Source organism: Streptomyces sp. NPDC059373, assembly GCF_042751495.1.
Classification (GTDB): Bacteria; Actinomycetota; Actinomycetes; order Streptomycetales; family Streptomycetaceae; genus Actinacidiphila.
The window spans coordinates 646,495-665,708 of sequence record NZ_JBHYXC010000002.1; the positions used below are offsets into that span (position 1 = coordinate 646,495).

Consider the following 19,214-nt stretch of genomic DNA (forward strand, 5'->3'; position numbering starts at 1 on the left):
GATTACCGGGTCAAAGCCTGCGCTCAGTTGCCGGTGCTGGGCGCCGGGTAACGTCTTCGGAAATTTGCCTCGTGGCTGTGGGGAGTTCGCGTACTCCTGGTGACACTGAGGCCCATGACCGCCATTGATCGTCGTAGATTCATGCAACTGGCCGGTGGCACCGCCGCCATGTCCGTGCTCTCCACGAGCATCGCCCGGGCCGCCGAAATTCCGGCGAACCGCCGTACCGGCAGCCTGCGGGACGTGGAGCACATCGTTGTCCTGATGCAGGAGAACCGTTCCTTCGACCACTACTTCGGCTCGCTGCGCGGCGTACGCGGTTTCGGCGACCCCCGTACGGTGACGCTGCCCAGCGGCAAGCCGGTCTGGTACCAGTCCGACGGCACGAAGGACGTCCTGCCCTTCCACCCCACCGCGAACGACCTGGGCCTGCAGTTCATTCAGGACCTCCCGCACGGCTGGAACGACGGCCATGCCGCCTTCAACCAGGGCAAGTACGACAAGTGGGTGCCGTCGAAGTCCGCGACGACGATGGCCCATCTGACGCGTGACGACATCCCGTTCCACTACGCGCTGGCCGACGCCTTCACGATCTGCGACGCCTACCACTGCTCCTTCATCGGCTCCACGGACCCCAACCGCTACTACATGTGGACCGGTTACACGGGCAACGACGGCACCGGCGGCGGCCCGGTGCTCGGCAACGACGAGGCCGGCTACTCGTGGACGACCTACCCCGAGCGCCTGGAGAAGGCCGGGGTCTCCTGGAAGATCTACCAGGACATCGGCGACGGCCTCGACGCGAACGGCTCCTGGGGCTGGATCCCGGACGCCTACCGGGGCAACTACGGCGACAACTCGCTGCTGTACTTCGACCAGTACCGCAACGCCAAGCCCGGCGACCCGCTCTACGACAAGGCCCGCACCGGCACGAACGCCAAGGCGGGCGACGGCTTCTTCGACATCCTCAAGGCGGATGTGAAGGGCGGCAAGCTCCCGCAGGTCTCCTGGATCGCCGCCCCCGAGGCCTTCACCGAGCACCCGAACTGGCCGGCGAACTACGGCGCCTGGTACATCTCCCAGGTCCTGGACGCGCTGACGGCGGACCCCGAGGTGTGGAGCAAGACCGCCCTGTTCGTCACCTACGACGAGAACGACGGCTTCTTCGACCACATCGTGCCGCCGCACCCGCAGTCCGGCCGCTCGACCGTCGACCTCACCGACGAGCTCTTCACCCCCTCCGGATCCGACACCCATGTCGCCGGGCCCTACGGTCTCGGCCTGCGGGTCCCGATGATCGTCGTGTCCCCGTGGAGCAAGGGCGGCTGGGTCAACTCCCAGGTCTCCGACCACACCTCCATCATCCGCTTCATCGAGAGCCGCTTCGGCGTCCACGAGCCCAACATCTCGGCCTGGCGGCGCGCGGTCTGCGGTGACCTGACCTCGGCCTTCGACTTCGCCAAGACCGACACGAAGGTCCCCGCGCTGCCCGACACCAGCGGCTACCTCCCGCCGGACGGCGACCGCCACCCCGACTACGTCCCGACGCCCCCGGCGAACCCGACGCTGCCCCGGCAGGAAGCGGGCCAACGCCCCACCCGCCCCCTGCCGTACGACCTCGCCGCCGACGGCGTCGTCACCGCCGCCGGCCACCTGTCGGTCACCTTCACCAACCCCGGCGCAGCGGGCGCCACCTTCCACGTCGTCTCCACGACCGACCCCGCCGGCCCCTGGACCTACACGGTCGAGCCCGGGCGCCGGCTGTCCGGCGACTGGACTATCAGCGGGGCGTACGACTTCTCCGCGCACGGCCCCAACGGCTTCCTGCGGCAGCTGAAGGGCCACACCCCCGGCCCGGAGGTCTCCGCCTGCCATGAAGGCGACCAGCAGCGGGTCCGCCTGGTCCTCACCAACGACGGCCCCGCCACCGTCCGCCTCACCGTCACCGACGGCTACGGCAAGGAGCGCCCCGCCACCTACCGCCTCCGCCCCGGTGCCCGCGTCGTCCACAGCGCGCACACCACCGGCAGCCACGGCTGGTACGACCTCTCGGTGACCTCGGACCACGACGCGGCCTTCCTCCGCCGGCTGGCCGGCCACGTCGAGACGGGCGGGGCCGGCCTGAGCGACCCGTCGTTCTGAGCCGTCGCCGCCGGGCGAAAGCTCACCCGGACAGCCCGAGGAGCCTGGGGAGCTCCGCGGCGGCGATTCCGGGGCCCGTCGGACCGGGGATGGTCAGGGCGGGCCTCGGATGGTGCCGGAGCAGGGCGGACTCCTGGTAGCGCCGGCAGTCGCGGTGCCAGTTGAGGATGCCGGCCATCCAGTCCTGCAGCTCCAGCACATAGCCGTCGAGGATCCGCCGGGCCTCGGCGCCGAGGTCGAAGTCGTCGTAGAGGACCGGCAGTTCGTGCGCGGCGACGTGCTCGAACTGCCGCATGCGGGAGGTCATGAGGTCGTCGATGACGGCGAGGGCGGTGGGGTAGTCGCAGTCGAAGAAGTTCTGGACGACGAGGATCCCGTTGTGCACCTCGCCCTCGAACTCGATCTCCTTCTGGTACGAGAAGCAGTCGTTGAGCAGGCACGCGTAGTCGGCGGCGGCGTTCTCCAGGGACTGGAGGGGGCCGCTGCTGTAGATCTCGTCCGGGACCTGCCGGCCGTGGCCGATGCGGGACAGGCTCATGGTGAGGTCGGAGCCGAAGGTCTTACGGCGCATCTCGATGTAGTCGACCGGGTCGGGGATGCGGTTCTGGGCCTGGTTGGTGAGCTCCCAGAGCCAGCCCTCGGTCATGCTCTCGACGGCGGCACGGAACGAGCGGCGGGCGCCCTCCTCCATCGGGTCGGCGGTGCGGGTCCAGAGGTCGGCGAGGCCGCGCTCCATCGCGTTGGCCGGGGCGAGGGTGAAGTGGCCGTCGACCGGCATGAAGGCCGACAGCCGGTCGTTGCGGAGCTTCGCCCCGGCCAGGTCGCGGCGGTGGCCGAAGACGACGGGGTAGTAGTCGTCGCCGTACGTGCCCCAGGCCAGCCAGGCCGACGACAGGTCGAGCTCGGCGGGGGTGGCGTCCGGGTCGAGCCCGGCGGAGCAGAGCGGCAGGTCGTAGTCGATGATCTTGCCCTCGTCCCAGATCCCCTCTTCGAGGATGCCGACGCCGTGCGCCCAGGCCACCACATTGCGGCGGGCCTCCTCCAGGTGCGGGCTGAGGGTGACCGGGAAGGGCATGGAGAAGTCGGGCAGCCGGGACGGGCCCACCCGCTGGAAGGGCACGTGGGTGAAGCCGCGCAGCCGGGCGGTTTCGGCGCGGGCGGTGGTGAGCTTGAGGTTCGCCGCCGAGATGCCGATGCCGCTGGGCCCACGCAGGGCGACCGTCCCGCCGCCGGCCGTGCCACCGCCGTTCATGTACCGGCTGGAGCGCATGTGCCACTCCAGGCCGCCGGACTGCCAGTCCTGCAGCCCCTTGACGTACGCCAGGACGTCCGCGCAGGACCGCGGGTCGAGTCCGGTCTCCACGAAGAGCGGCGGCAGTTCGGTGAGCGTGGTGTTCTCGAACTGCTGGAGGCGCGAGGTGCGCAGGTCGTTGACGGCCTCGGCGGCCTGCTGCGTGGTGCAGTCCAGGAAGGTCTCCAGGACGAGTACGCCGTTGCTGTTCTCGCCCTCGTCCTCGACCTCACGCTGGTACGAGAACAGGTCGTTGCACAGGTGGACGCCGTCGGAGAAGGCGTCCCGCAGCACCCGCATCGGCCGGGACGCGGCGATCACGTCGGGGACCTCGGCCCCGACCGCGTACTCGACGAGTCCGGCGGACCAGGGCGCTCCGCCGACCTTGCGGCGCATCTCGATGTACTCCACCGGATTGGGAATCCGGTGCGCATTCATGTTGGACAGCTCCCACAGCGATTCGTTGAGCAGATTCTCGGTGCTCTCGATGAACCGCTCCCGCCATTCCATGGACATCGCCGGCACGGTCCGCGCCCACAGGTCCGCGAGCCCCGCCTCGACGGGATTGGTGGGCTCGGGAACACCGGCCGCGTCCAGGTCCCTGGGCATGAAGGCGGGCAGCCGGTCGAGATAGGCTTTACCGCCTTCGCGGTCCTGGGTTCGTTTGAAGAGCTCCAGGAAATGGTCGTCGAAGAAGAAGACCCACACATACCAGTCGGTCACGAGCGAGAGCGCGGGTCCGTCGCAGTCCGGGTGGGTGTAGGAGCAGAGGAGGGCGTAGTCATGGGAATCGAGATCCTTCTCCTCCCAGATGCCCGAGCCTTCGAGCATCCCCATCCCGCGCGCCCATTCCCGGGAATGGGCCCGCGCCTCCTCCAGGTGGGGGTTCAGTCGGGCCGGATACGGCGTGTAGAACTCAGGTAGATCAAAAGGCTGTTGCTGCACAGGTCAGGACTACCCGGGGTCACAAACGGCTATCCCGGTCCCGAAATGGTCATATCAGTACATAAAAAGTGGAGGCGCGATGGCCAGGACGTTGACGAACTGGGCGGGCAACGTCGAGTTCGAGGCGCGGCGGCTGCACCGCCCGGCCACGGTGGCCGAGCTGCGCACCCTCGTCGCCGCGAACGACCGCGTGCGGGCGCTCGGCGCCGGCCACTCCTTCAACCGGATCGCCGACACCCCGGGCGTCCTGGTCAGCCTCGACGACCTGCTGCCGTGCGTCATCGACGTCGACCCCGGCCGCCGTACGGTCCGGGTGGGCGGCGGCGTACGGCTGGCCGAGCTGTGCGCGGAGCTGCGGCGCCACGGGCTGGCGCTGCCCAATCTGCCGTCCACGCCGCACTTCTCCGTCGCCGGCGCGGTCGCCACCGGCACCCACGGCTCGGGGGACGGCAACGGCACGCTGGCCGCCGGCGTCAGCTCCGTGGAGCTGATCACGGCGGACGGCTCCCAGGTCGTCCTCTCGCGGGGGGAGGAGGACTTCGAGGGCGCGGTGACCTCGCTGGGCGCGCTCGGGATCGTCGAGGCGCTCACCTTCGACCTGCGGCCCGGCTTCGAGGTCGAGCAGTACGTGTACGAAGGGCTGCCCTGGTCCGCGCTGGTCGACCACCTCGACGGCATCTACTCGGCCGCGTACAGCGTCAGCGCCTTCACCGACTGGGACGGCTCGCTGCGGCTGTGGGCCAAGCGCCGCACCGGCGACCCCCTCCCCGACCTCACCTGGACCGGCGCCCGGCCCGCCGACGGCCCGCGCCATCCCATCGACGGCATGCCCGTCGCCAACGCCACCGAGCAACTCGGCGTCCCCGGGCCCTGGGACGAACGGCTCCCGCACTTCCGCGCCGGCTTCATGCCCAGCGTCGGCGACGAGCTGCAGTCCGAGTACTTCGTGCCGCGCGCCGACGCCGCCGAGGCCGTGAAGGCGCTGCGCGAGCTGCGGGCGTTCATCTCCCCGGTGCTCCAGGTCGGCGAGATACGATCCGTCGCCGCGGACACCGCCTGGCTCAGCCCCAGCCACGGCCGCGACAGCATCGCCTTCCACTTCACCTGGATCGCCGACCCGCCCGCCGTCGCCCCCGTCCTCCTCCGCATCGAAGCGGCCCTCGCCCCCTTCGGCGTCCGCCCGCACTGGGGCAAGCTCTCCTCCATGGACCCGGGCACGGTGGCGGCCTCGTACGAGCACGCGCCCCGCTTCCGCGAGCTGCTGGGACGGCTCGACCCGGCGGGCACCTTCCGGAACGAGCTGATCGACAGCTACTTCCCCAGCGACTTGTAGAAGAAGGTGCAGGGCTGCAGCACACCGGCCGGATCAGCCGCGTAGTCCGGCACGACCGCCATCTCGGTCCAGCCCGCCGAGCGGTACAGGCGCTCGGCCGGGCCGCCGGCCTCCGTGTCCAGGAGCAGCAGCCTCACCCCGGCCTCGGCGGCGGCCTGCTCCGCCACGGCCAGCAGCTCACGCCCGAGCCCCTGCCCCCGGGCCTGCCGGTGGACGATCAGCTTCGCGATCTGGGCGCGGTGCCGCCCGTTGGGCTTGCCCTCGGGAGCCAGGGTCACGGTGCCGGTGAGCCGCCCGCCGCTACGGGCCGCCCAGATCAGCAAGCGGCCCTCGGCGACGGCGGGGGCCAGGTCCTCCCACCAGGCGGCGGCCGCGTCATGGCCGAAGGGGGAGAGGAAGCCGAGCGAGGAGCCGCTTTCCACGGCGTCCACGAGCAGGTCGGCCAGTTCCTTGGCGGAGGTCAGTAGTTCTTTGGCGGAGAGCCGGCTGATCGTGGGCACGGAGGCGATTCCCTTCACGGCGGTACGACTCACGGCGGTACGACTCACGGCAGGACGACTCACGGCAGTACGACAAAGACCGCGTAGCGGACCGGCTCCGGCCCCGGGCACTCGAAGCGCGTCCCGCCCCACAACCGGAACCGCAGGCAGTCCCCCTGCCCCAGCGCGTACGCCTCGCCCTGCACCGTCAGGCCGAGCGACCCCTCCAGCACCCAGATGTGCTGCTCAAGCCCCGGCACGGGCGGTGCGTCGTAACTGATCACCGCCCCCGGCCGCAGCACCCCCTCGACGACCTCGCCCCGCAGCCCCGCGTGCGGCGCGGACACGGATCGGCGTACGAAGCCGGACTCGGCGTCCGTCCACACCATCTGGTCGGCCGCGCACACCAGTTGGGCGGGCTGCGCCTCGACCTCGCTGAGCAGGCGTGACATCGTCAGCCCATAGGCCGAGCAGAGTCGGCCGAGCAGGGCGGCGGTCGGGCTGATCTCGGCCCGCTCCAGCCTCGACAGCGTCGACCGGCTCACGGCGGTGCGGTGGGCGAGGTCGTCCAGGGACCAGTCGTGCTCCGCGCGGAGCTCCGCGAGGCGGGCGGCGAGGCGCGCGTCGACGTCGTCTCTCATATCCGGGATTCTATCCCGGATATGAGAGACGACAGGGGTCTTGTTCGTCTCGGCGTCAGCGCGTCAGGACTGCTGTTGCTGCCGGCTCGACGGACGCAGTCCCAGCGGCGCGGCGATCTCCTCGGCCATGACCTTGCCGGCCTCCTCGGCCAGCCTCTCCTCGTCGCCGCTGTTGTCGTCCGTGTCGAGGCCGTCCAGCGCGTCGAGCGGGCTGTCGAGCCGCACATGGGCGACCAGCGACTGCAGGGCGCGCAGCGAAGCGGACGCCGTGGGGCCCCAGTTGGAGAGGTACGAGAACTGCCACCACCACAGCGCCTCGGTGACCCGGCCGGCCCGGAAATGGGCCAGGCCGTGCGAGAGGTCGGTGACGACGTCGGCCAGGTCGTCCGAGATGCGGCAGGCGACCGGGGTCGAGCGCGGGACGTACGGGTCGAAGACCTCGGAGTAGACGTCGATCGGCTCCAGCAGCACCGCCAGGCGCTCGCGCAGCTCGTCGGCATCGGGCTCGGGACCGATGTCGGGCTCGTAGCGCTCGTCCGGGAGGATGTCCTCGTGCGCGCCGAGACGGCCGCCGGCCAGCAGGAGCTGGGAGATCTCGAGCAGCAGGTAGGGCACCGCACTGTCGGGGTCGTCGCCCTTGGCCACCTCGCGGACCGAGAGGATGAAGCTCTCGATCTGGTCGGAGATCTGGACAGCGAAGTCGTTGGGATCCAGCGCGTTGTCAGACATCAAGCAGTCGCCTTCCTTCAAAGGCCCGACCGAGCGTGACCTCGTCGGCATACTCAAGGTCGCCGCCCACCGGCAGGCCACTGGCGAGACGGGTGACCTTCAGCCCCATGGGCTTGACCATGCGGGCGAGGTACGTCGCTGTCGCCTCGCCCTCCAGATTCGGGTCGGTGGCCAGGATCAACTCGGTTACGGTGCCGTCGGCGAGCCGGGCCAGCAACTCCCGTATCCGCAGGTCGTCCGGGCCGACGCCCTCGATGGGGCTGATGGCGCCGCCGAGGACGTGGTACTTGCCGCGGAACTCACGGGTGCGCTCGACCGCGACGACGTCCTTGGACTCCTCGACCACGCAGATGACCGCCGGATCGCGTCGCGGGTCGCGGCAGACCCGGCACAGATCGGCCTCGGCGACATTGCCGCACGTCGCGCAGAATCGGACCTTGGCCTTGACCTCGGAGAGGACGTGCGCCAGCCGGCGTACGTCCGCGGGGTCGGCCTGGAGGATATGGAAGGCGATCCGCTGCGCGCTCTTGGGACCCACGCCGGGCAGCCTGCCCAGTTCGTCGATCAGGTCCTGAACCACGCCTTCGTACACCGTCGGTACGCCTTTCCGGACTTCTCGGAACTTCTCAGAACGGCAGGCCGGGCATGCCGCCCAACCCCTGGGCGAGCGGGCCGAGCTTCTGCTGCTGAAGCTCCTGCGCGCTCGCGTTGGCATTGTGCACGGCGGCGACGACCAGATCGGCCAGCGTCTCCGTGTCCTCAGGATCGACTGCCTCGGGGTGGATGACCAGCCCCCGGAGCTCACCGGCTCCGGTCACCGTCGCCTTCACCAGGCCGCCGCCCGCGCTTCCCTCGACCTCGGTCTCGGCCAGCTCCTGCTGGGCCGCGGCAAGGTCCTCCTGCATCTTCTGCGCCTGCTTCAGCAGCTGCTGCATGTTGGGCTGGCCACCACCGGGGATCACGGTCTCGCTCCTGCCGTACGACAACGATGTGCGGGTAGGGCGAGCCTACGTGTTCCCAAGCCGGTGCGCCCTACACCCCAGGGAGGAGAACGGAGGTTCTAGGACCTGTCCGGGCCCAGGCCCCTAGTCGTTCGAGATCTCCTCGATCACGGTCGCCCCCAGCTCACGTACGAACAGGTCGTGACCGCTCAGCGCGGTGTCGTCGAGGTCCGGATCGTCGTCCTCCGGGATGTCGTCCTCGATCGGCGGCGGCTCCGGGGTGTCCTGCCGGGGCGCGGCGGCCGCTGTCCGTGGCGTGGGCGGCGGCGGGGCCTGCGCCTGCGCCTGGGGTGGCGGGCTGTACTGCGGCTGCTGCTGGGGCGGCGGCTGTACGGGGGCGGGGCGGGACGACGGGGCGTTGCCGCCTCCTCCTCCGCCACCGGCTCCGCCTGAGGGGTCGACGATCGCCTCTACGCGCCACTGCACGCCCAGCGCGTCGCTGATGGCCTGCTTCAGCACGTCCTCGCTGCCGCCGCTGACGAAGCTGTCCCGCGCCCCGGGGTTGGCGAAGCCGACCTGCAGCGTCGTGCCGTCGAAGCCCACGACCTGGGCGTTCTGGCTGAGGAGTATCCAGGTGAAGCGGCGCCGGTTCTTCACCGCGTCCAGGATCTGCGGCCACATCTGCCGTACGCGGGAGGCGTCGCCCCCTGCGGCAGCCGGCGCCGCCTGCGGGGTGGGCGCGGAGGCAGGTGCGGGGGCCTGGGCCGGCGCCGGCCCAGGGGCCTGGGCGCGGGCCGCGGGGGCTTCGGCGGGGCTCGCCGTGGGCCACGCACCGGGGCGCCGGCCGGCGGGGGCGGGCTCCACGGGGGCCGGTGCCGGGGCAGGCGCGGGGGCCGGTGCCGGAGCCGCTGCCTGGACCGGGGCGGGCGCCTGTGCCGGAGCCGGTGCCGGCGCGGGTGGGGGCGTGAAAACGGGGGCCGGCGCCGGAGCCGGGGCCGCCGCCGCGAAACCGCCCGCGGACGCGCTCCGCTCAAGCCTGTCGAGCCGGGCCTGCACCGACCGCTCGTCGCCGTACGCGGCCGGCAGCAGCACCCGTGCGCAGATCAGCTCCAACTGCAGCCTCGGCGAGGTCGCCCCCCGCATCTCCGTGAGCCCCGTATTGACCAGGTCGGCCGCCCTGCTCAGCTCGGCCGCACCGAACACCGACGCCTGGGCCTGCATCCGCTCCACGACGTCCGCCGGGGCGTCGATCAGCCCCTTCTCCAACGCGTCCGGCACCGCTGCAAGGATCACCAGATCCCGCAGCCGCTCCAACAGGTCGGCGACGAACCGCCGTGGGTCGTTCCCGCCCTCGATGACCCGGTCGACCACCTCGAAGGCCGCCGCACCGTCCCCCGCCGCGAAGGCGTCCATCACGTCGTCCAGCAGCGCTGCATCCGTGTAACCGAGCAGCGACGTGGCCATGGCATACGTGACGCCGTCCTCGCCCGCCCCCGCCAGCAGCTGGTCCATCACCGACATCGAGTCACGCACCGACCCCGCCCCGGCCCGTACCACCAGCGGATAGACCCCGGCCTCGACCGGAATCGCCTCCCGCTCACACACCTCGGCCAGGTAGTCGCGCAGCGTGCCCGGCGGCACCAGCCGGAACGGATAGTGGTGCGTCCGCGACCTGATCGTCCCGATGACCTTCTCGGGCTCCGTCGTCGCGAAGATGAACTTCAGATGCTCCGGCGGCTCCTCGACCACCTTCAGCAGGGCGTTGAACCCCGCCGACGTGACCATGTGCGCCTCGTCGATGATGTAGATCTTGTACCGGCTGCCTGCCGGCCCGAAGAACGCCTTCTCCCGCAGATCACGCGCGTCGTCCACACCACCATGCGACGCCGCGTCGATCTCGATCACATCGATCGACCCCGGCCCGTTCCGCGCCAGGTCCCTGCACGACTGGCACTCACCGCACGGCGTCGGCGTCGGCCCCTCCTCGCAGTTCAGACACCGAGCCAGAATCCGCGCACTCGTCGTCTTGCCACACCCACGCGGACCACTGAACAGATACGCGTGATTCACCCGGTTGTTCCGCAGTGCCTGCTGCAACGGGTCAGTGACGTGCTCCTGCCCGATGACCTCGGCGAAGGACTCGGGACGGTAGCGGCGGTACAGAGCGAGGGACACGCATACGACGATATCGGGCCCCACTGACACTCGGAGCCACGTCCGGCCTCGGTCGGCGAGGTCGGCCGGGGTCCAGCCGGTTCCAGGAATCAGCGGGGCCTGGCGGGCCTCACGGGCTTGGCGACGGGGGTGGCGGCCTTGGCGGCTCGTTTCATTTCCTGTTTGTGGGCGCGGACCTTGTCCAGGGAGTCGGGGCCGGTGATGTCGGCGACGGAGCGGTAGGAGCCGTCCTCGCCGTAGGGTCCGGCGGCTTCGCGCCAGCCGGGCGGGCGGACGCCGAGGCGTTTGCCGAGGAGGGCGAGGAAGATGCGGGCCTTCTGCTCGCCGAAGCCGGGGAGGTCCTTGAGGCGGTCGAGGAGTTCCCGGCCGGAGGGGGCGTCGCGCCAGATCGCCTCGGCGTCGCCGTTGTAGTGCTCGACCAGGTACTGGGAGAGCTGCTGGACGCGCTTGGCCATGGAGCCGGGGTAGCGGTGGACGGCGGGCTTGGCGGCCAGGAGGGCGGCGAAGTCGTCGGGGTCGTACGAGGCGATCGCGTGGGCGTCGAGATCGTCGCTGCCCATGCGCTGGGCGATGGCGTGCGGGCCGGAGAAGGCCCACTCCATGGGGACCTGCTGGTCAAGGAGCATGCCGGTCAGAAGGGCCAGCGGGCTGCGCCCGAGCAGCTCGTCGGCCTCCGGCTGCTGGGAGAGCCGAAGTTTGGTGTCCATAACCGGAATGCTTCCGTCCTGGGGGTCGCGGGGCAACTCGCGGGCTGACGGATCCGGACCCGTGACGTCAGCCACACCATGCGTGCCGCACGCCTCGCCGGGGCAGGGCTTCAGCTCATGACGTGGGCCGCGCGTCTCAGCATGTGGTAGTGCACGGACGCTGTGAGCCCGCTCGTTAGACTGAACCGTCTGCAGCCCCCTTGTGGGGTCTGGGGACGGACCCCCGGAAGACACTTTTGAGGAGCGCACGTGGGCCTTGTCGTGCAGAAGTACGGCGGCTCCTCCGTCGCCGATGCCGAAGGCATCAAGCGCGTCGCCAAGCGGATCGTCGATGCCAAGAAGAGCGGCCACCAGGTGGTCGTCGTGGTGTCGGCGATGGGTGACACGACGGATGAGCTGATCGACCTCGCCGAGCAGGTATCCCCGATTCCTGCCGGGCGCGAGTTCGACATGCTGCTGACCGCCGGAGAGCGGATCGCCATGGCGTTGCTGGCGATGGCGATCAAAAACCTGGGCCACGAGGCCCAGTCGTTCACCGGCAGCCAGGCGGGTGTCATCACCGACTCGGTCCACAACAAAGCGCGCATCATCGATGTCACGCCGGGCCGTATCCGCACCGCCCTCGACCAGGGCAACATCGCGATCGTGGCCGGCTTCCAGGGCGTGAGCCAGGACAGCAAGGACATCACGACGCTCGGCCGGGGTGGCTCGGACACCACGGCCGTCGCGCTCGCGGCGGCGCTGAAGGCCGAGGTGTGCGAGATCTACACCGACGTGGACGGCGTGTTCACCGCCGATCCCCGCGTGGTGAAGAAGGCCCGGAAGATCGAGTGGATCTCCTCCGAGGACATGCTGGAGCTGGCCAGCTCCGGCTCGAAGGTGCTGCTGCACCGCTGCGTGGAGTACGCACGCCGTTACAACATCCCGATCCATGTCCGGTCGTCGTTCTCCGGCCTCAAGGGCACCTGGGTCAGCAACGAGCCGCGAGAGGACCAGAACGTGGAGCACGCGATCATCTCCGGAGTCGCTCACGACACGTCCGAGGCCAAGGTCACGGTCGTCGGGGTGCCGGACAAGCCGGGCGAGGCAGCCGTGATCTTCCGCGCGATCGCGGATGCGGAGATCAACATCGACATGGTCGTGCAGAACGTCTCGGCCGCCGCCACCGGCCTGACCGACATCTCCTTCACCCTCCCCAAGAACGAGGGCCCGAAGGCGATCGAGGCCCTGAAGAAGGCCCGTACGCTCATCGGCTTCGAGTCGCTGCGCTACGACGACCAGATCGCGAAGATCTCGCTCGTCGGCGCCGGCATGAAGACCAACCCGGGCGTCACGGCGCAGTTCTTCGAGGCGCTGTCGAACGCGGGCGTGAACATCGAGCTGATCTCGACCTCCGAGATCCGGATCTCGGTCGTCACGCGCGCCGATGACGTCAAGGAGGCCGTGCAGGCGGTGCACACCGCCTTCGGCCTGGACAGCGACAGCGACGAGGCCGTGGTCTACGGCGGCACCGGTCGCTGATCCGACCTGCCTCTCCCCAATGTGACGAAGTCGCTGGTCTGGACCACTTGATCACGAAGCCGTCAGCGTCAGACAATTTCGCTCCCTGTGTGCTGCAACCGGCAGCCCGCAGGGAGCGTCTTTGTGTCAGCGCACTACGCCGGCTGGAAGAGCGCCAGGCATAAGGGGCATTGGGGAAAGAGTTGGTACGCATGGGGATTTTTGCTACACCGCCAAAAACGGTGCCTAGCGCGTACAACCCTGACGGGGGGCAGCGTGTCCAACAGGCGTGGCAGAGGCACTTGGGGCACTTGGCATCGACGCGGCGTTCGGGCGGACCGGCATCGCGGCTCCCGTGCGACCGCACACGCGGCGGCCGGGCGGCAGCGGCCGTGCACCCGGCGGCATGCCGGTGATCGCGCCGTGGCCTGTCGTCAAGGCGCCCTCAGACCACGGGGATGCTGACGCAGCGATGTCAGTCGGAACCACCGTCGACCACCTCACCGAGACCTACCGGGCGCACTACCGCTCGCTGCTCGGACTCGCCGCACTGCTGCTCGACGACACCGCCTCCTGCGAGGACGTCGTCCAGGAGGCGTTCATCCGCGTCCACTCGGCGCGCAACCGGGTCCGCGACCCGGAGAAGACGCTCGCCTACCTCCGGCAGACCGTGGTCAACCTCTCCCGCTCCGCGCTGCGTCGCCGCATCCTCGGGCTTCGGCTGCTGTCCAAGCCGATGCCCGACATGGCCAGCGCCGAGGAGGGCGCGTACGAGATCCTCGAACGCGACCAGTTGAAGGCCGCCATGCGCAAACTGCAGCGCCGGCAGCGCGAAGTGCTCGTCCTGCGCTACTTCGCGGACATGACCGAAGCCCAGGTCGCCGAGACCCTCGGCATTTCCATAGGCTCGGTAAAGGCGTACGGCTCGCGCGGTCTCGCGGCGCTTCGCGTCGCAATGGAGGCCCCGGCATGATCATCCCCGACTCCCCTCATGGCATGGATCCAAAGAACCGAGCACACATCCCTGACGACGACAACGCGCTGAAGATCGGTTACGAGGACGATCTGAACCCGGAAGAACTGGCCCTGCGCCGGCTCCTCCACGACGCCGTACAGGACATCGAGCCCCGACCCGAAACGCTGAACCACCTGCGACGCGCGGTCCCGGCCCGCCGGGCGCACCGCAGGCAGCTCCTGGTCGGCGCGGCCGCCGCCTGCCTGCTCGCGATCGCCGCCGTACCGGCCGCCCTGCACGCCGCCAACAGCGCGGACTCGGACAACCCGAACCCGGCCAACGCCTCCAGCTCCCACGACAACGGCGGCACCAACGGCAAGACCGGTGGCGACACGGCGTCCGTCAAGCCGAACGACTCCGCATCCGGCGGCAAGAAGGGCGGCGGCGCCGGCAGCAGCGCGTCCTCGGGCAAGCCCGGCAAGGCCGCCACCAGCAGCACCGACCCCTCGCAGACCCTGGCCGCCAACGCCCCGAGCTGTACGGCGGCCGACCTCGGCAACCCGCTCGGGACCACCGGCACCGCCGACTCCAGCGGCCAGGTCAGCGGCTACTTCCAGGTCGCCAACATCTCCTCCGGCCCCTGCACGGTCGACGGCGGCGGCAGCGTCAGCTTCACCGCCCAGGGCAGCGCGCAGTCCTCCGGGATCGCCGTGGTCGACCACACCGCGGGCGACGGCACCTCGCTGCCCGACTCGTCGGGGGCGACGCTGATCCTCAAGGCCGGGGAGTCCTTCCAGGTGCGGTTCACCTGGGTGCCGGCCAGTGGCGGCGGCACGTCCGGCTGCGAGACGGCCAGTACCCCGACGCCCACGCCCACCCCCTCCGACGGCAGCTCCAGCTCCAGCTCGAGCGGTACGACGACGGGCGACGGCGGCACCACCACGTCCCTCGACTCGGCCTCCGACGACTCCTCGGCCAGCATCCTGCTGACCTACACCCCGGAGGCGGGCGGCCCGGCCCCCGCCACCACCATCAGCAACGCGTGCGCCGGCACCGTCTACAAGACCGGCGCGATCGCGTCGACGACGTAGGCCTGCGACGTAGAGCGGGGCCTCGGAGCTCGGGGTGGGAGGAGGGTGCGGGGGGCGGGTCCGGGGGACGGACCCGCCCCCCGTACCGTTGAGGGGTGTACCGGTTCCTGCTGACCCCGCGCTGGCTCGCCGGCCATCTCTTCGTGGTGCTGGCCGTCATCTTCTGCGTCTTCATGGGCAGCTGGCAGCTCAGCCGCTTCGAGTCCCGCGTCGAGAGCCAACGCACGGCTGAGAAGGACACCAAGAGCGCCGCGGCGGCCCGGCCCGTCTCCCTGACCAAGCTGCTCCCCGGCACCAAGTCCCAGGTCACCACCGTCACTTCGGGCCGCGAGGTCACCGCCACCGGCCGCTACGACACCGCCCACCAGCTGCTCGTCCCCGAGCGCGTCCTGGACGGCCGCACCGGCTTCTACGTTCTGACCCCGCTGCGGGTGAACGGCGGCGCCGCCCTGCCCGTCGTACGGGGCTGGCTCCCCGGCAAGGCCTCGGCAGCGGCCGTACCCGCCGCCCCCGAGGGCGAGGTCACCGTCACCGGCGCCCTCCAGGCTCCCGAGACCACCTCCACCGACGGCGTGATCTCCACCGGCGGCCTGCCCGAGGGCCAGCTCGGCATGATCAGCGCCGCGTCGCTGGTCAACCTCGTCCCGTACGACGTCTACAGCGCCTGGATCACCCAGACCGATGCCACGGCTCCCCTGAAGGCCGTCCCGCCGACCGCCCCCGCGAACACCGGACTCGACCTCAAGGCCTTCCAGAACCTCGGCTACACGGGCGAGTGGTTCGTCTTCGCGGGCTTCGTCGTCTTCATGTGGTTCCGGCTCTTCCGCCGGGAGGCGGAGGCCCAGCGCGACGCCGCGCTGGGCCTGCCGCCGGAGTCAGTCACCCAGGCCGAGGTGCCGCCGCGCGAAGCCGAGCTCAAGTCGTAGCTGCTTGATCCGCTCCTCGACGACGAGCGAGCCGTGCCCCGCGTCGTAGCGGTAGACCTGGTGCACCTTGCCCAGGCCCTCCAGCCGCTCGACGTAGTTGTCGATCTGCTGGATCGGGCAGCGCGGGTCGTTCATGCCGGCGCTGATGTAGACCGGCGCCTTGACCTGCCCGACGTACGTGATCGGCGACGACGCCTCGTACCGGTCGGGTACGTCCTCCGGGGAGCCGCCGAAGAGGGTGCGGTCCATCGCCTTCAGGGCCTCCATCTCGTCGTGGTAGGCCGTGACGTAGTCCGCGACCGGCACGGCGGCGAGCCCGACCGCCCAGGCGTCCGGCTCGGTGCCGAGGCCGAGGAGGGTGAGGAAGCCGCCCCAGGAGCCGCCGGACAGCACGAGCTTCGCCGGGTCGGCGAGGCCGGAGTCCACGGCCCATTCACGCACCGCCGCGATGTCCTCCAGCTCGATCAGGCCGACCCGGTGCTTGAGGGCGTCGGTCCACTCGCGGCCGTACCCGGTCGAGCCCCGGTAGTTGACCCGTACGACCGCGAAACCGTGGTCCAGCCAGGCGGCGGGCCCGGCCGCGAAGGCGTCCGAGTCGTGCCACGTCGGGCCGCCGTGGATCTCGAAGACGGTCGGGAACGGGCCGTCCCCGGTCCCGGGCCGCTGTACGAGGGCGTGCACCCGCCCGCCGGGACCCTCGACCCAGACGTCCTCGACGGGAAGGGAACCGGGGGCGTTGAAGCCCGGCGCCTCCAGCACCGTCGCGCCGGTCGTGGACCGCACCTCGGACGGCCGCGCGGCGGAGGACCAGAGGAACTCGACGGTCCCGTCCGGGCGGGCCGTGGCGCCGGACACGGACCCGGCGGGGGTGTCCAGCTTCGTCAGCGTGCCGCTCTCCAGCTCATAGCGGAAGATCTCGCTCCGCGCCTGGTACGAGTGCACCACCAGCAGCGCCGACCCGTCCGGATACCACTCCGCCGCCACATCGCCCGGCAGTTCGATGGCCAGGGGCGTCTCCTCGCCCGTCGCCACGTCCCACACCATCGGCTCCCAGCGCCCGCGCCGCTGGTGCGCCACCAGCAGCCGGGTGTCGCCCGCGACCGGCGCGAAGCCCAGGCACTCCAGACCCAGCTCTTCCTGGCCGCCCCGGCTGTCGTCCAGCTCGGCGACCGTGGAGCCGTCCTTCCTCACCACGCGCAGCGCGGAGTGCATCGCGTCACCGTGCTCGGTGTGCTCGATGACGATCAGCGTCCCGTCCTCCGACAGGTCGCCCACCCCGCCCGACTCCGCGTGCCGGTAGATCTCCACCGGGTCGGCCCCGGGCCGTACGACGTGGATCGTCGTCCCGTCCTCGTCGGTCGACCGCCCCACCACGGCCGTCCCGTCCTTGGCCAGCGCCAGCCCCGCCGGGTACGACGCCTCCAGCCCCGGTGTCGCCTCCTCGTCCGGCCCGCCGCCGAAGGGCTGCCGCACCCACACCCCGAACTCGTCGCCGTCCGTGTCCCGGAACCACCACACCCACTCCCCGTCCGGCGACAGCGTCCCGTCCGACGTCCCGTTCGGCCGGTCCGTCACCTGCCGCTGCGCGCCGGTGGCCCGGTCCCAGGCGTACAGCTCGTACGTCCCCGTCGCGTTCGACACGAACAGGCTGCGGTCGGGCGCGTCCTCCGCCCACTCGGGCAGTCCGACGCGCGGCGCCCGGAAGCGCTTCTCCCACTCCGGCATGTCCGGCGTCGTCGGCGTGACCGGCGTATTGGCTTCGCTGCTGCTGCTCATGCCCTCCATCAAACCTGATCGCGTGCCCGGCCGGTGGCCTGCCTGCCGACCAGATGACGTGGCTCCGGCAGGGCGCCGTCAACGGGCGTGCACGCAGCGGCGATACGGGTGGCCGTCCCGGGGAGGAAGGGGTGCAGCTCGGTGGCGAGGACACGGAGGGCGGCGAGCAGGGAGGCCAGGACGGAGGCGGCGCCGCCGGACCTGGCGGGTTCCCAGGGGCGGGTGTGGTCGAGGGCGCGATTCGCCTCGTCCACGATCGTCCGGAGGGCGGCGGTGGCACGCCGGAAGTCGTACGCCTCCAGGGCGGCGTCGACCAGGCCGGGCACCTCCTGGCAGACGGTGGCCAGGCCGCGCAGGACGTGCGGCGATGCCCCTTCCGGCACCCGGCCGCCCCACAACCGGTGCACCAGGGTGGTGACCCGGTGGACCAGGTTGCCCAGCCCGCCGGCCAGGTCGGCGTCGGCGCGGGCCGTGAGGCGGCCGACGGTGAAGTCGGCGTCGCCCACCCTCGGCACCTCGCTCAGCAGCCACCAGCGGACGGCGTCGGTGCCGTACGCCTCGACCAGGGCGGCCGGGTCGGCCGAGGCCGCGTTGCCACTGGACTTACTGATCTTGGCGCCGTCCACGGTCAGGTAGTCGTGCACCAGGATGTCGCTGGGCACCGGCAGCCCCGCCGACAGCAGGATCGCCGGCCAGTACACGGCGTGGAACCGCAGCACGCCCTTGCCGACCAGGTGGACCCGGCGGCCGCCGTCGTCCGCCGCCCACCAGGGGGCGAACGCGGGGTCCCCGGTGCCGTAGCCGAGGCTCGTGACGTAGTTGCCGAGGGCGTCCCACCAGACGTAGACCACCTGCCCGGGATCGCCGGGCACGGGGATGCCCCAGCCCCGGGCGCGCGCCTGGGAGCGGGAGACGGAGAAGTCCCGCAGGCCGCCGTCAATGAGAGCGAGGACCTCATTACGGCGGGAGGCGGGCTCGATGCGCAGCGCGCCGCTCGTGATCAGCTCGCGCAGCGGTCCGGCGTAGCGGGAGAGCCGGAAGAACCAGTTCTCCTCGGCGACGAGTTGCGCCTCCGTGCCGTGCTCGGGACAGAGACGGCCCTGCGTCAGCTCGTCCGGCGTACAGAACTGCTCGCAGCCGACGCAGTACAGCCCCTCGTACTGCCTGCGGTAGAGATCCCCCGCCGCCGCGCACTGCCGCCACAGCCGTTCCACCCCCACCCGGTGGCGCGGATCGCGGCTGGTGCGGATGAAGTCGTCGTACGACAGGCCGAGCGTCCCGCGCAGCGCCTCGAACTCGGCGGCGTTGCGGTCCACCAGCGCCTGGACCGGCACGCCTTCGGCCTCGGCGGCGAGCACGTTCTTGAGCGAGTTCTCGTCCGTTCCGCTGAGGAAGCGGACCTTGTCGCCACGCCGCCGTCGGTGGCGGGCGAGCACATCCGCCTGCACCAGCTCCAGGGCGAAGCCGAGATGGGGGCGGGCGTTCACGTACGGGATGGTGGTCGTGACGTAATAGCGACCGGTGGTCGGACGGGTCATCGGAACCTCCTGCGGACTCCTGGGAAGAAGGAGACCGGGGCCCGG

Annotated in this window: 16 protein-coding genes; 6 read left to right on the forward strand and 10 right to left on the reverse strand. The window is 70.9% G+C overall.

The window, feature by feature from the left end; all coding sequences use genetic code 11:
- The first annotated feature begins 114 nt into the window (after positions 1–114).
- Entirely contained in the window at positions 115–2,142 is a 2,028-nt protein-coding gene (locus tag ACFXJ5_RS07270; protein ID WP_384628044.1) for a phosphocholine-specific phospholipase C, read from the forward strand.
- Positions 2,143–2,164: 22 nt separating this feature from the next.
- Here ACFXJ5_RS07270 and ACFXJ5_RS07275 read toward each other — a convergent pair whose 3' ends face one another.
- On the reverse strand, positions 2,165–4,270 hold the full coding sequence (locus ACFXJ5_RS07275) for a terpene synthase family protein (protein WP_384628047.1): 2,106 nt from the start codon (positions 4,268–4,270) through the stop codon (positions 2,165–2,167).
- A gap of 187 nt (positions 4,271–4,457) precedes the next feature.
- Here ACFXJ5_RS07275 and ACFXJ5_RS07280 point away from each other — a divergent pair, with 187 nt between their 5' ends.
- A complete protein-coding gene (locus ACFXJ5_RS07280) occupies positions 4,458–5,711 on the forward strand; it encodes an FAD-binding protein (protein WP_384628049.1) in 1,254 nt (417 codons plus the stop codon).
- Here the strand turns inward: ACFXJ5_RS07280 and ACFXJ5_RS07285 are convergent.
- The 7 genes from ACFXJ5_RS07285 to ACFXJ5_RS07315 all read right to left on the reverse strand — a co-directional run bounded on the left by ACFXJ5_RS07285 (position 5,690) and on the right by ACFXJ5_RS07315 (position 11,383).
- A complete protein-coding gene (locus ACFXJ5_RS07285) occupies positions 5,690–6,211 on the reverse strand; it encodes a GNAT family N-acetyltransferase (protein WP_384628051.1) in 522 nt (173 codons plus the stop codon). The two genes, ACFXJ5_RS07280 and ACFXJ5_RS07285, sit on opposite strands and share 22 nt — an antisense overlap.
- Before the next feature lie 59 nt (positions 6,212–6,270).
- Positions 6,271–6,831 (reverse strand): helix-turn-helix domain-containing protein, encoded by a 561-nt coding sequence (locus ACFXJ5_RS07290; RefSeq protein WP_384628053.1) that lies wholly within the window; start codon positions 6,829–6,831, stop codon positions 6,271–6,273.
- A 63-nt stretch (positions 6,832–6,894) separates the two neighbouring features.
- Entirely contained in the window at positions 6,895–7,560 is a 666-nt protein-coding gene (locus tag ACFXJ5_RS07295; RefSeq protein WP_384628056.1) for a DUF5063 domain-containing protein, read from the reverse strand.
- On the reverse strand, positions 7,553–8,152 hold the full coding sequence (gene recR / locus ACFXJ5_RS07300; protein WP_127356250.1) for a recombination mediator RecR: 600 nt from the start codon (positions 8,150–8,152) through the stop codon (positions 7,553–7,555). The genes ACFXJ5_RS07295 and recR overlap by 8 nt, the downstream gene beginning before the upstream one ends.
- A 34-nt stretch (positions 8,153–8,186) precedes the next feature.
- Positions 8,187–8,522, reverse strand: coding sequence for a YbaB/EbfC family nucleoid-associated protein (locus tag ACFXJ5_RS07305; RefSeq protein WP_384628059.1), 336 nt, complete (start codon positions 8,520–8,522; stop codon positions 8,187–8,189).
- A gap of 123 nt (positions 8,523–8,645) precedes the next feature.
- Positions 8,646–10,676 (reverse strand): DNA polymerase III subunit gamma and tau, encoded by a 2,031-nt coding sequence (locus tag ACFXJ5_RS07310; protein ID WP_384628062.1) that lies wholly within the window; start codon positions 10,674–10,676, stop codon positions 8,646–8,648.
- A gap of 89 nt (positions 10,677–10,765) precedes the next feature.
- The gene (locus tag ACFXJ5_RS07315; protein ID WP_384628065.1) at positions 10,766–11,383 is read right to left on the reverse strand and encodes an HhH-GPD-type base excision DNA repair protein; all 618 of its coding nucleotides are present in this window, start codon (positions 11,381–11,383) and stop codon (positions 10,766–10,768) included.
- A 249-nt stretch (positions 11,384–11,632) separates the two neighbouring features.
- Between ACFXJ5_RS07315 and ACFXJ5_RS07320 the strand changes: the two genes are divergently transcribed.
- The 4 genes from ACFXJ5_RS07320 (at position 11,633) to ACFXJ5_RS07335 (ending at position 15,855) form a co-directional block, all read left to right on the forward strand.
- Positions 11,633–12,904 carry an aspartate kinase gene (locus ACFXJ5_RS07320; protein ID WP_384628067.1) on the forward strand — a complete coding sequence of 424 codons (1,272 nt, stop codon included), beginning with the start codon at positions 11,633–11,635 and terminating at the stop codon, positions 12,902–12,904.
- Between the two features lie 385 nt (positions 12,905–13,289).
- Entirely contained in the window at positions 13,290–13,856 is a 567-nt protein-coding gene (locus tag ACFXJ5_RS07325) for a SigE family RNA polymerase sigma factor (RefSeq protein WP_384628352.1), read from the forward strand.
- 23 nt (positions 13,857–13,879) lie between these two features.
- Positions 13,880–14,929 (forward strand): hypothetical protein, encoded by a 1,050-nt coding sequence (locus ACFXJ5_RS07330; protein ID WP_384628070.1) that lies wholly within the window; start codon positions 13,880–13,882, stop codon positions 14,927–14,929.
- Positions 14,930–15,024: 95 nt separating this feature from the next.
- Entirely contained in the window at positions 15,025–15,855 is an 831-nt protein-coding gene (locus ACFXJ5_RS07335) for an SURF1 family protein (RefSeq protein ID WP_384628073.1), read from the forward strand.
- Here ACFXJ5_RS07335 and ACFXJ5_RS07340 read toward each other — a convergent pair.
- Both ACFXJ5_RS07340 and ACFXJ5_RS07345 read right to left on the reverse strand, forming a co-directional pair.
- Positions 15,805–17,640, reverse strand: coding sequence for a S9 family peptidase (locus ACFXJ5_RS07340; RefSeq protein WP_384628075.1), 1,836 nt, complete (start codon positions 17,638–17,640; stop codon positions 15,805–15,807). The genes ACFXJ5_RS07335 and ACFXJ5_RS07340 overlap by 51 nt on opposite strands.
- On the reverse strand, positions 17,640–19,169 hold the full coding sequence (locus tag ACFXJ5_RS07345) for a methionine--tRNA ligase (RefSeq protein WP_384628078.1): 1,530 nt from the start codon (positions 19,167–19,169) through the stop codon (positions 17,640–17,642). The genes ACFXJ5_RS07340 and ACFXJ5_RS07345 overlap by 1 nt, the downstream gene beginning before the upstream one ends.
- Positions 19,170–19,214 lie beyond the last annotated feature (45 nt).